The 12,759-nt window shown below is 54.5% G+C and carries 11 protein-coding genes and 1 tRNA gene; 10 read left to right on the top strand and 2 right to left on the bottom strand.

What is annotated here, in order from left to right; genetic code table 11:
- Positions 1–150: 150 nt before the first annotated feature.
- Positions 151–1,845 (bottom strand): type IV-A pilus assembly ATPase PilB, encoded by a 1,695-nt coding sequence (gene pilB, locus FSV73_RS09190; protein WP_145006996.1) that lies wholly within the window; start codon positions 1,843–1,845, stop codon positions 151–153.
- 214 nt (positions 1,846–2,059) lie between these two features.
- On the opposite strand from pilB, the gene FSV73_RS09185 reads away from it, so the two are divergent.
- The 4 genes from FSV73_RS09185 to FSV73_RS09170 are packed head-to-tail and all read left to right on the top strand — an operon-like array spanning position 2,060 to position 6,046.
- Positions 2,060–2,494, top strand: coding sequence for a pilin (locus tag FSV73_RS09185; RefSeq protein ID WP_145006994.1), 435 nt, complete (start codon positions 2,060–2,062; stop codon positions 2,492–2,494).
- 44 nt (positions 2,495–2,538) lie between these two features.
- Complete coding sequence (locus FSV73_RS09180) at positions 2,539–4,254, top strand: PglL family O-oligosaccharyltransferase (protein WP_145006992.1); 1,716 nt, start codon at positions 2,539–2,541, stop codon at positions 4,252–4,254.
- On the top strand, positions 4,242–5,153 hold the full coding sequence (locus FSV73_RS09175; protein WP_145006990.1) for a rhamnosyltransferase: 912 nt from the start codon (positions 4,242–4,244) through the stop codon (positions 5,151–5,153). The genes FSV73_RS09180 and FSV73_RS09175 overlap by 13 nt, the downstream gene beginning before the upstream one ends.
- Positions 5,150–6,046: a glycosyltransferase gene (locus FSV73_RS09170; RefSeq protein WP_145006988.1), complete on the top strand. Its 897-nt coding sequence runs from the start codon at positions 5,150–5,152 to the stop codon at positions 6,044–6,046. The genes FSV73_RS09175 and FSV73_RS09170 overlap by 4 nt, the downstream gene beginning before the upstream one ends.
- Positions 6,047–6,149: 103 nt before the next feature.
- On the opposite strand, the gene FSV73_RS09165 is transcribed toward FSV73_RS09170, so the two are convergent.
- Positions 6,150–7,148, bottom strand: coding sequence for an SDR family oxidoreductase (locus tag FSV73_RS09165; RefSeq protein WP_145006986.1), 999 nt, complete (start codon positions 7,146–7,148; stop codon positions 6,150–6,152).
- A 290-nt stretch (positions 7,149–7,438) separates the two neighbouring features.
- Between FSV73_RS09165 and FSV73_RS09160 the strand changes: the two genes are divergently transcribed.
- The 6 genes from FSV73_RS09160 (at position 7,439) to cyoE (ending at position 12,692) form a co-directional block, all read left to right on the top strand.
- Positions 7,439–7,514: transfer RNA gene (locus FSV73_RS09160), tRNA-Thr, on the top strand.
- Positions 7,515–7,920: 406 nt separating this feature from the next.
- The gene (gene cyoA, locus FSV73_RS09155) at positions 7,921–8,844 is read left to right on the top strand and encodes a ubiquinol oxidase subunit II (protein WP_145006984.1); all 924 of its coding nucleotides are present in this window, start codon (positions 7,921–7,923) and stop codon (positions 8,842–8,844) included.
- A 3-nt stretch (positions 8,845–8,847) separates the two neighbouring features.
- Positions 8,848–10,836, top strand: a complete 1,989-nt coding sequence (cyoB, locus tag FSV73_RS09150) for a cytochrome o ubiquinol oxidase subunit I (RefSeq protein WP_145006982.1) — start codon at positions 8,848–8,850, stop codon at positions 10,834–10,836.
- 4 nt (positions 10,837–10,840) lie between these two features.
- Positions 10,841–11,455 carry a cytochrome o ubiquinol oxidase subunit III gene (locus tag FSV73_RS09145; protein ID WP_145006980.1) on the top strand — a complete coding sequence of 205 codons (615 nt, stop codon included), beginning with the start codon at positions 10,841–10,843 and terminating at the stop codon, positions 11,453–11,455.
- A complete protein-coding gene (cyoD, locus tag FSV73_RS09140; protein WP_059316080.1) occupies positions 11,455–11,793 on the top strand; it encodes a cytochrome o ubiquinol oxidase subunit IV in 339 nt (112 codons plus the stop codon). The genes FSV73_RS09145 and cyoD overlap by 1 nt, the downstream gene beginning before the upstream one ends.
- A gap of 11 nt (positions 11,794–11,804) precedes the next feature.
- On the top strand, positions 11,805–12,692 hold the full coding sequence (gene cyoE, locus FSV73_RS09135) for a heme o synthase (RefSeq protein WP_260856051.1): 888 nt from the start codon (positions 11,805–11,807) through the stop codon (positions 12,690–12,692).
- Positions 12,693–12,759: the final 67 nt, after the last annotated feature.

Here is a 12,759-nt window from a genome sequence, read left to right as displayed (position 1 = left end):
CAAAGCGGTTGCCTCTATCCAGGCAAGCATCGCGCCAGAGAGGCCAGGCGCCGCCGTTTAGAATAGCCCTCAGCCTACAACCGGGAGCTGACCCAACACTCCGCCCCAGTCCCCTCTCCCTCCGGGAGAGGGCTAGGGTGAGGGCAACCGTCAGTCCTTGGTCACCCGATTGATCTCTTCCAGACTGGTGATCCCTTGCATGGCCTTGACCAGTCCGGACCGCCGCAGATCGTTGAAGCCCTCGGTGCGCATCCGCGCCGCGATCTCGATGGAGTTGCCCTCCTCCATGATCATCTGCTGCAACGCCGGGGTGATCTTCACTACCTCGTAGATGCCTACCCGCCCGCGATAACCGGCGTTGCACTCCTCGCAGCCGATGGCCTGGTACAGGGTGAAGCTGCCGATCTCTTCCGCGCGGAACCCCTCGGCCAGCAGTGCCTCATGGGGTACCTCATGGACCCTCTTGCACTTGTTGCACAGCTTGCGTGCCAGGCGCTGGGCGATGATCAGGTTGACCGAGGTGGCCAGGTTGAAGGCGGGCACCCCCATGTTGCGCAGGCGGGTCAGGGTTTCCGCGGCGCTGTTCGTGTGCAGGGTCGACATCACCATGTGGCCGGTCTGGGCCGCCTTGATGGCGATCTCCGCCGTTTCCAGGTCACGGATCTCACCCACCATGATCACGTCCGGATCCTGACGCAGGAACGCGCGCAGCGCCTGGGAGAAGTCGAGCCCCTGGCGCGGATTGACGTTGACCTGGTTGATGCCTTCCAGGTTGATCTCCACCGGGTCTTCCGCGGTGGAAATATTGATGTCCTCGGTATTGAGGATATTCAGGCCGGTATAGAGGGATACCGTCTTGCCCGAACCGGTCGGCCCGGTCACCAGGATCATGCCCTGCGGCTGCTTGAGCGCCTGCAGGTAAAGCTCTTTCTGCACATCCTCGTAGCCCAGGGCGTCGATGCCCATCTGGGCGCTGGACGAGTCCAGGATCCGCATCACGATCTTCTCGCCCCACAGGGTGGGCAGGGTATTGACCCGAAAGTCGATGGACTTGGTCTTGGACACCTTGAGCTTGACCCGTCCATCCTGGGGCTTACGGCGCTCCGAAATATCCATATTGGACATCACCTTGAGTCGCGCCGAGATGCGCGACACCAGTTGCACCGGTGGCCGCGCCGCCTCGTGCAGGATGCCATCGGTACGAAAACGCACCCGATACATCTTTTCATAGGGCTCGAAATGCAGGTCGGACGAGCCCTTCTTGATGGCGTCGAGCAGCATCTTGTTGACGAACTTCACCACCGGCGCATCGTCGGCATCGGTCCCGGCCACCGCTTCCTGGGGCCGCTCACCACCGTCGGTTTCCAGATCGAGATCAATATCACCCAGATCCAGGCCACCCGTGCCGGTATCCAGATAGCGCTCGATAGCCTGGTGCAACTTGTCATCTTCGACCAGTACCACCTCGACCGCCAGCTTGCTGCCAAAGGACACATCGTTGATGGCCTGCTGGTTGGTCGGATCGGACAGGGCGATGAAGAGCTTGTTTCCCCTCTTGCTGAGGGGCAAGAAGTGATGCTGCTGCATCAGCTTCTCGTTGACGATATCCTTGGGCAACTGCTCCTTGTCGATGGCCGCCAGATCGAGAAAGGGTACGCCGAACTCCTGAGCAGCTAGCTCCGCCAAGGGCCGGCTCTGCACCAGGCGCTGCTGTACGAGATAGGTCACCAGCGGCACCTTGGCCTGCTTGGCCTTGACCACCGCCTGCTGGGCAGCCGACTCCGCCAGCAACTGCGCATCCACCAGTTGCCGCGCTAGTCCCGACAGCATCACCGTCTCATTCATCGTCGATCACCCAAGCCTGCGTTAGCTGGCCTTATAGCACCCCCCTGCCCCGCCCGCAAAATGACGCCAGACCACTGACATTTTTTGTCATGACCTGCCCCTTTATTGACGGCATCGACAGAGAAAACGTGGTGCAGTAGGCACTTTTCTTTGGCACGGCCTATGCTATACCCCTGACAGGCACGTTGGCCTGACGCAACCTTGGAGATTTGGAATGAATGCTCAAAAAGGCTTTACCTTGATCGAACTGATGATCGTGGTGGCGATCATTGGTATCTTGGCGGCGGTGGCAATTCCTGCCTACCAAGACTACACAGTTCGCGCTAGGGTCTCTGAAGGCCTTAGTCTGGCTTCGCCCGCTAGGCTTGCAGTAGCTGAGAATGCCGCAAATGGCGCTTCTAGTTTGGCACAGGGCTGGTCGGCTCCGCCAGCAACTACTAATGTCAGCTCTGTTTCTGTTGCAAGTGATACAGGCATTATTAGTATTGTTACTACCTCTCGCGCAGGAAACGTCACTTTGACCCTGACACCTAAATCTAGTGGTGCAGCTTTGAGCTCGGGAACTGTTCCGCCGGGTGCGATTACGTGGGTTTGCGCAGTTAGCGACGCCACAAAAGCGAAATATGTTCCTTCCGAATGTCGCGGCTAATTAATAGAGATAAAAAAAGGCCGAAAGGCCTTTTTTAATATTCAATGAAAAAGTATACACCCATCAGCCTATTGTCCTTCGGGATTGTCTCAATACCCTTCATAAATCCTGTGCACTTGTATCCCGATGGGGACTTTACAAGCCAGATACTGGCATTTTCGCTTTCCGTTGGACTAGCGCTATACGCAACCTATAAGAACAAAAAACTATACATTTCCGCAACATCTTTATTATTAGCTTACTTATTATTCGCCATACTATTAAATCCTCAGATAAACGAATACTCCTATTCGGCTGTACTAGTCATTTTTGCCGCAACTCTTTTATCGACAACCGTCCAGAGCAACTCAAGGGAGTCGATATTATGGGGATTAATCACTGGCACGATCCTCAGTTGCGCCGCAGGTTATATCCAGCTTTTCGACCTCACCGAAATGGTGAAGCCATATGTTTTTTGGGAACCTAACAATCCCAACGCGACCATTTATGGAAATATTGCACAGAGAAATTTATTTACCTCCTACATCTTTATAGGGCTATTATCCGCAATACACATCTACTCAAATGCGAGCACTATAAAAAACAGGTCTATCCTATCTACAGTATTAATATTGATAGCGCCCTTGCTGGCGTTCTCTGCATCCCGATCCATCTTTTTGTATCTAGCAACTTCGATATGCCTGATAGTTATATTTTCTAGAATCGGACTACAAACAGACTACTCACGCCGCTTTCTGAAGTCTCTACTTTACTCCCTAACAGTCTTATTAATCTGCCAAATACTAGCAACTCTATTTGCCAATCAAGAGACAGGCATAAAGAGACTTGCTGGCGGAGACGCGATTCGTATAGCCGAGTGGAAAAAGTCCTTAAGCATAATATTGAACAATCTTCCATGGGGAACAGGATGGGGGAACTATGCACACTATAGTTTTTTAGAACAGCTAAAAGCGCCTAGCGCGGCCCAAAACATTACCTGGAGCCACTCCCACAACATAGTGATAAACCTGCTAAGCGAGCTAGGAATTACCGCAATCCCAGCACTGGCAGGTCTGATAATAATTGGCACCCAACTGATAATGTCACTAAAAAGCAATAAAAAAGATTATTTTTCAGCCCTTGCAATCGCCACCTTAGTATTACACAGCTTATTAGAGTATCCGCTTTGGTACACTCACTTTCTCGCACTAGCAGTCACCATAATTAGCACCTCTAGTTTAAAAAGGACTGAAATCCCACTTACAACCATCACCAAGACGGTGATATACGGAGCCTGCCTATCGCTATTAACACTCGCAACAATAACATCATTTCAATATACTTATTTAGTAGAAAATACTTACAAGTCTTCAGACCAGCTTTCAAACATAGAAAAAACGGCGAACTTTACTCGCATCGCCGCCAATCCCGCTTTAAGCTTTTCGGCTGATCTTTCGAGTCTAAATTTTCTACCCGTAGCTAGTGGAAACTTACGCCTTTGCCTTATCTATCGAATGGCAAGATCTCTCCCCACATACACCCTACTTGATAAACTGGCATTAGAACTTTATATAGCGGAAGAGAACGATTCCGCAAAGCGGGTCATCAATAGTCGCTATCGAGCATACCCAACCGAAAGCGAAGACGTCTTTCTCGAAGACATAAAAGGTTTTTCAAAAAAAGATCAAAGAACTATCGAACAGGACATAGAGTATGCTAAGAAAAACAAATCCGAGGAGCCTCTTTATAAACTTGAGGAAATAATACCGTGCAACAGCTAGACGAGAAAGAGCCATCCGGAATATTGGCAATTATAGCCACCTACAATCCAGACATTCCTAAGCTAGAAAAATTACTACTTGAGCTCGATCATCCAGAAATTAACACGATCATTATTGACAATGGAAGCAAAGTAAAACCAGTTATCAAGAGCAATAGAGCTGCGATTATAGAAAACAAGAATAACGAAGGACTAGCAGCAGCTCAAAACCAAGGAGTGGAATATGCAAAAACCAAAAATTTTGAGCACATCATATTCTTAGACCAGGACAGTTTTCTCTCTAAAAGCAGCCTCGACAGCTTGCTTGATGATCTAAGACTCGTTTCCCCTTACTACAAGGTAGCTGCAATTGCTCCACTGTACAAGGAAAAGCAACATGACAATCGATACGCTCATCACATCAAAATATCTAAATATGGATTATTAAAAAAAATAAAAGCAAAGAAAGCATCAAAGCCTAGAGAGGTAGACCTCCTAATATCATCCGGAAAAATAATTCCTACAAAAGTCTTCGATACAGTAGGGATGATGAACGAAGCGCTTTTTATTGATTACATAGATACTGAATGGTGTTTGAGAGCAAAAAGCAAAGGCTTTCATCTGTTTAGCTCAACACGGTGTGAAATGACTCATACCATAGGGGACAGTTCCGACATTTTTTTGGGGCTAACCGTCCCAATACATTCTCCTGAACGAAGATACTACCGAGCTAGAAACTCAATAATCCTACTTGGTCTACCTCACGTACCTACCGCAATTGCCCTAAGGGAAATTGCTGCATGCATATTTCATCATGTCTTCTTTTTTTTATATAAAAGAGAGAAAAAAAAATACCTGAAATTTGGGGCCAAGGGGTTCTTAGATGGAATTAAAACACTGCACGGACTCAAAAAAAAATGAGTGCGAAATTTGCCATATTATTAGCAGCAAAGAATGGAGAAAAATGGATATCGGAACAGATATCTAGTATTATTTCACAAGAAGGTATCGACCTACATATATATATAAATATCGACAGATCAGATGACAATACCGAAAGAATTGTTAGCGAAATACAAAAATCCCAAAAAAATATAACCATTTTCAATGAAAAGAAAAGCTTTGGCAGCGCAGCCAAAAGCTTTTATTACTTATTGGAAAATATACCGATTCATCAGTACGACTACTTTTGCTTTTCAGACCAAGACGACATTTGGTCAGAGAAAAAGCTTATTACTGCCCATGAAAAAATAAAAGATGGAGGATACTTTGGATACTCAAGCGATGTAACAGCATTCTGGGAAGACGGCCGTAGAGTTGCTATAAAAAAATCACAGCCTCAACGGAAATGGGACTACCTATTTGAGTCAGCTGGCCCTGGTTGCACATACGTGATATCCAAATTTTTAGTAGAACGCTTTTTAGAATTCTTCAAAATTTATCGCAATGAAATATTGAGCATAGATATCCACGACTGGACAATATACGCCTTCTCAAGATCTAAAAATTTAGAATGGTTTATTGATAAAAACGACTCTTTTGTACATTATCGCCAGCATGAAAGCAATGCACTTGGCGCCAACCTAGGAATAAAAGCGGCTAGCAAGCGGATCAAGCAGATCCGGGAAGGAATATACAGTAAAAAGGTGCTGAAAACAGCCACATTATTCCAGCCCGACCTCATCCCAAGCATGAGCGGCAACGAAGGCACCAAAATAAGAAAATCTTTTATCTTGAAAAATTTCTCAAGGCTAAGAAGACAAAAAAAAGACCAAATACTCATGGTTTTATTTTCAATAATTAATATACTTTAAAGGCGCTATACCCCATTACTAAAATTCTAAAGACCTGATTAAAACAAAAGAAAATGAGCACTCCCACAGAAATATCGAAGTACAAATACACAAGTGATATCGATCACGGCATGCCCTTCCCCCCAAATGCCCCCACCACCGTCCCCGTACTAAAACTCGCATCCTCTTCCGCCAGCGCCACATAGAGCCCCGCCAATTCCGCCGGCTGTCCTGCCCGGCCAAGCGGCGTATTCTGCCCAAACTCCTTCATCTGCCCCTCTAACTGACCACCCGCCACTTGCAATGGCGTCCAGACCGGACCCGGTGCCACGGCGTTGACGCGGATGCCCTTCTTGGCCAGTTGCTTGGCCATGCCCTTGGTGAGATTGAGGATGGCAGCCTTGGTCGAGGCGTAGTCGATCAGTTCTTCGCCGGGATCGTAGGAGTTCACCGAGACGGTGTTGATGATGCTGGCGCCCGCCGGCAAGTGCGGGATGGCGGCCTTGCTGAAGCGGAAGACGTGATAGACGTTGGTTTTGAAGGTACGGTCGAATTGTTCGTCGGTGATCTCGAGGATGTCGGCCTTGCTCTGCTGGTAGGCGGCGTTGTTCACCAGCAGATCCAGGCCTCCGAGTTGCTGGATGGCCTTGTTCACCACCTCTTCACAGGCCTCCTGGGTACGGATGTCCGCCGGCAGGGTGATGGCCTTGCGACCGGCTTCCCTGATCAGCTTGACCACCTCCTGGGCGTCGGACTCTTCGGAGGGGTGGTAGTTGATGGCCACATCGGCGCCCTCGCGGGCGAAAGCGATGGCCACCGCCCGCCCTATCCCGCTGTCGCCGCCCGTGATCAGCGCCTTGCGCCCGGCCAGGCGACCCGAGCCGTGATAGCTGGTTTCGCCGTGATCGGGACGCGGCTCCATCTTGCTGGTCAGCGCCGGCCATTCCTGGCGCTGCTCCTTGAACGGCTCCCGGGTGTACTTGGTGCGGGGGTCCTGCAGCGGCTTGGCGGGACGGGTAGTAGCGGTACCTTCCTGGGCGACGGCGGCGCCGGAGGCCGCCGCGGCCAGGCCAACCGTGGAGCCGACCAGCACGTTACGACGAGTGAGGGAATAATCGGTCATCAGGGTTCTCCGCTATGGGTGGCCAGCCAGCAGCCCAGGCTTTTCGAGGTTCGGCCCGGCTGCTGTGGCCGCGAAGAATTAGGTAGGACGATTGCCGCAAAGGTTTCCCGGATACCCCTCTGGGCTGACCAACAGCCCCATCCGCCCCGGCCTCGTCAAACCGCGATCCCTGTTTGAACCCCGATAACACGCAGTCGCGGCAGTGCGACACATCGCCACAGCCCCTGCCCGGGGTCGGCGTGGCAAGCTTGCATAGTGACGACACTCGGACTTATCATTGAAAGCTTCGTGCCGGTGTAGCTCAGTTGGTAGAGCGGCGCATTCGTAATGCGAAGGTCGTAGGTTCGACTCCTATCTCCGGCACCATCCCTCCGCTTTCTCCCTCCCCGTTCTTTTCAAAGCCTTCAAGGCCTTAGCCGCCTTGGGCCGCGCCTTCCTGGCCCCCTCCTCGTCTTGCACCCCTCGCGCATCGATGCCGGCAAGCGCCGTTCGCACTGGCGACTCCGACGTCCTCGACTACTCTTACCCAGCGCATGACAGTGCCTTACCCCGCCCGATTTCGGCTTTCTTGACGGCCGGCAACACCTGAACGGCGGCTGACCAAAGGGTCGAATATCCAGCCCCTCTGTGGCACCATACCGCGCTGCGAAATCCCGCAATTTCTGCAATCCATCAGCCTGCCGCACGGATGCCTGTCCGTTGCGGAGCATGAGGCTGGCGACAGGCACGTTGAGAGAATAACCACGATGAGCCGCTCTACTGAGGTCGTGAGATGAAACTAACGAAGTATCTAAAACCAACCGGTTGGCTTCTGGCCGGTGCCGCCGCGCTGCTGCTCAGCGGGTGCGACGCCGTGCTGCTGGATCCGAAAGGCTCCATCGGCGTGCAAGAACGCAACCTCATCTACACAGCGTTCGGCCTCATGCTGATCGTGGTGATCCCGGTCATCGTGATGACCTTCCTGTTCGCCTGGAAGTACCGCGCAACCAACAAGGAAGCCAAGTACACCCCGAACTGGGCTCACTCCTACAAGATCGAAGCCGTGGTCTGGCTGGTCCCCCTGGCCATTGTGGTGTTCCTGAGCATCCTGTCCTGGAAGACCTCCCACGAGCTGGATCCCTTCAAGCCGCTCGACCATCCCGAGCAGCCGCTGGTGATCGAAGCCGTGTCGATGGACTGGAAGTGGCTGTTCATCTATCCCGAGCAGGGCATCGCCTCGGTGAACGAGATCGCCATCCCGGTCAACCGTCCGGTGCAGTTCAAGATCACCTCCGAATCGGTCATGAACACCCTGTCCATCCCGGCCCTGGGCGGCATGATCTACGCCATGTCCGGCATGCAGAGCCAGCTGCACCTGATCGCCGATCATCCCGGCGAGTTCGAGGGTCGCTCGGCCAACTACAGCGGCGCCGGCTTCTCTGACATGATCTTCGCCGTGCACGCGGTACCCACCGCCGGTGACTTCGACGCCTGGGTAGCCAAGGTCAAGCAGTCGGGTGGCAAGACCCTGGACCAGGCGAGCTACGCCGAGCTGGCCAAGCCCAGCGAGAAGCAGCCGATCGCCTACTACTCGACGGTCGAGCCGGACCTGTTCAGAACGGTCATCAAGAAGTTCATGAAGTCCGACTTCAGCAAGCAGACCGATCACGTGATGGATATGACCCAGCACGCCGGTCAACACGGTACCGAGGAATAAGTTATGTTCGGTAAATTAACTCTCGCGGATATTCCGTATCACGAGCCGATCATTCTCGTGACGTTCCTAGTGGTCGCCCTCGGCGGCCTGGGGCTGGTGGGTGCCATCAGCTACTTCGGCAAGTGGGGCTATCTCTGGAAAGAGTGGCTGACCACCGTCGACCACAAGAAGATCGGCGTGATGTATTTCATCGTCGCCCTGATCATGCTGCTGCGCGGCTTCTCCGACGCCATCCTGATGCGTAGCCAGCAGGCCATCGCCTCCGGCGGCGCCGAGGGCTACCTGCCACCGCATCACTACGACCAGATCTTCACCGCCCACGGCGTGATCATGATCTTCTTCGTGGCGATGCCCTTCGTGGCCGGCCTGATGAACGTGGTGACGCCGCTGCAGATCGGCGCCCGCGACGTGGCCTTCCCCTTCCTGAACTCGCTGAGCTTCTGGCTGTTCGTGGCCGGCGCCGTGCTGATCATGATGTCGCTGTTCATTGGCGAATTCGCCGCGACCGGCTGGGTGGCCTATCCGCCGCTCTCGGGCATCCAATACAGTCCAGGCGTGGGGATGGACTACTACATCTGGGCCTTGCAGCTGTCCGGTATCGGTACGACGCTGACCGGTGTCAACTTCTTCGTGACCGTGCTGAAGATGCGTACCAAGGGCATGACCCTGATGCGTATGCCGATCTTCACCTGGACCTCGTTCTGCACCGCCATTCTGATCATGGCCGCGTTCCCGATCCTGACCGTGACCCTGGCGCTGCTGACCCTGGACCGTTACCTGGGCTTCCACTTCTTCACTGCAGAAGCGGGCGGCAACCAGATGATGTACACCAACCTGATCTGGGCCTGGGGCCACCCCGAGGTATACATCCTGATCCTGCCGGCCTTCGGCGTGTTCTCGGAAGTCACCTCCACCTTCAGCAAAAAGCGCCTGTTCGGCTACGTGTCGATGGTCTGGGCTACGGTCGCCATTACCGTGCTGTCCTTCATCGTCTGGCTGCACCACTTCTTCACCATGGGCTCGGGCGGTAACGTCAACGCCTTCTTCGGCATCGCCACCATGATCATCGCGATCCCCACGGGCGTGAAGATCTTCACCTGGCTGTTCACCATGTACCAGGGGCGCATCCAGTTCACCTCGCCAATGCTCTGGACCCTGGGCTTCATCGTCACCTTCAGCATCGGCGGCATGACCGGCGTCCTGCTGGCGGTTCCGGGTGCCGACTTCGTGCTGCACAACAGCCTGTTCCTGATCGCGCACTTCCACAACGTGATCATCGGCGGCGCCGTGTTCGGCTACTTCGCCGGCATGATCTACTGGTTCCCGAAGGTCTTCGGCTTCAAGCTGAACGAGAAGCTGAACAAGCAGGCCTTCTGGTGCTGGCTGATCGGCTTCTATGTGGCCTTCATGCCGCTGTACATGCTGGGCTTCATGGGCATGACCCGTCGTCTGAACCACTACGACAACCCCGACTGGCACCCCTTCCTGGTGACCGCCGCCATCGGCGCCGGCATCATCGCCCTGGGCATCCTCAGCCAGCTGTGGATGTTCTACGTCAGTATCCGCGACCGCAATCTGCCGGAGAACCTGGACGTGACCGGCGATCCGTGGGATGGCCGTACCCTGGAATGGTCGACCGCTTCGCCGCCGCCCTTCTACAACTTCGCTGAAGTGCCGGAAGTGCACGACATCGACGCCTACTGGGGTATGAAGGAAAAAGGCATCACCGAGAAGAAGGATGCGGACTACAAGCAGATACACATGCCGCGCAACACTGCCGCCGGTATCGTGATCAGCCTGTTCGCCCTGGTCCTCGGCTTCGCCCTGATCTGGCACATCTGGTGGCTGGCCATCGCCAGCTTCGTAGGCGCCATCGTCAGTGCGGTCGTCCGCAGCTACGACGACGACGTCGACTACTACGTACCAGCGGAAGAAGTGGCGCGCATCGAAACCGCACGCATTCAGTCCCTGGCGAAATTGAAGCAGGCCTAACCCAATGGCGAATCAAGTTATGCATAACGAAGTCGCCCATGCCGAGGAGCATGGGCACCACGACGCCGGATCGATGAAGACATTCGGCTTCTGGTCCTACCTGATGACGGACTGCATTCTGTTCGGGACGCTGTTTGCGACCTATGCAGTCCTGAGCGGGGCCCATGCCGACGGCCCCAGCCAGAAGGACATTTTCGAACTGCCCTTCGTGCTGGTCGAAACCTTCCTGCTGCTGTTCTCCAGTATCACCTACGGCTTCGCCATGATCGCCCAGCACAAGGGCAGCAAGGGCGGCGTCCTGGGTTGGCTGGCGGTCACCTGGCTGTTCGGCGCCGGCTTCATCGGCATGGAAGTCTATGAATTCCATCACCTGATCGAAGAGGGCTTCGGCCCGGATCGCAGTGCCTTCCTGTCGTCGTTCTTCGCGCTGGTCGGTACCCACGGTCTCCACGTGAGCTCGGGTCTGATCTGGATGATCGTGTTGATGCTGCAGGTCGCTTCCAAGGGCCTGACCACCACCAACGTGACCCGCCTGTCGTGCCTGAGCCTGTTCTGGCACTTCCTGGACATCATCTGGATCTTCGTCTTCACCATCGTCTATCTGATGGGGGTGCTGTAATGGCGCACGACCATAACGCCCACGGGCACACCGCCGAGAGCCATGGCACTTTCAAGAGCTACATGGTCGGCTTCATCCTGTCGGTCATCCTGACGGTCATTCCCTTCGGCCTGGTGATGTTCCCCACCTTCTCCAAGGGCGCGACCCTGGCGATCGTGGTGATCATGGCGGTGGTACAGCTGCTCGTGCACCTGTACTTCTTCCTGCACCTGAACACCTCCGAAGAGCAGCGTTGGAACGTGATCTCCTTCGGGTTCACCGTGGTCATCGTCGGTATCGTGGTCGTCGGATCCCTGTGGATCATGTACCACATGCACCACAACATGATGATCCACTGAACCGGGCCGACGTGATGATCAAGAAGTACCTTCTCGTGACCAAGCCGGGCATCATCTTCGGCAACCTCATCTCGGTTGCCGGCGGGTTCTTCCTGGCTTCCAAAGGGAGCATCGACCCGCTGTTGCTGCTGGCGACGGCTATAGGGGTGTCGTTGGTCATTGCTTCCGGCTGTGTGTTCAACAACGTGATTGATAGGGATATCGATCAGAAGATGGAAAGAACCCGCAATCGTGCGCTGGTCCAGGGCACGATCTCTTCGAAGGTGGCGCTGGCCTATGCCACCCTCCTCGGCCTGGCCGGGGTGGGGCTGCTGTACGGGGCGACCAATCTGGTCGCCACCGCCTTCGCGGTGATGGGTTTCGTGGTGTACGTGGGGCTCTACAGCCTGTGGCTGAAGCGCACCTCGGTGTACGGCACCCTGGTCGGCAGCCTGTCCGGTGCCGCTCCGCCGGTGATCGGCTACTGCGCTGCCAGCGGCCAGTTCGACAGCGGCGCCGCGGTGCTGCTGCTGATCTTCTGCCTCTGGCAGATGCCGCACTCCTACGCCATCGCCATCTTCCGTCTCAAGGACTACACCGCGGCCTCGATTCCGGTACTGCCGGTGGCCAAGGGCATTTCGGTGACCAAGCGGCACATCGTCTGGTACACCGTGGCCTTCCTGGCCGCCACCCTGCTGCTGACCGTGCTCGGCTATGCCGGCTATGTCTACCTGGCAGTGGCCGCCGTGATCGGTGCCTGGTGGCTGCGACTGGCGTTCATGGGCTATCAGGCCGAGAACGACGTGCAGTGGGCACGCAAGCTGTTCGGGTTCTCCATCATCGCCATCACCGCGCTGTCGGTGATGATGTCGGTGGATTTCCAGATCCCGGGCGACGTGCTGCTGACCTACGCACGCTGAGACGCAAGGCTCCATGAAAAAGCCCGGCCAAGTGCCGGGCTTTTTCATGCCTGCATGAAAGCTACAT

This window comes from Pseudomonas oryzihabitans (genome assembly GCF_007665395.1).
In the GTDB taxonomy this organism is placed as follows: Bacteria; Pseudomonadota; Gammaproteobacteria; order Pseudomonadales; family Pseudomonadaceae; genus Chryseomonas; species Chryseomonas psychrotolerans_C.
The sequence above is the reverse complement of the archived record's forward strand: the minus strand, read 5'-3'. Positions and strand labels throughout refer to the sequence as shown.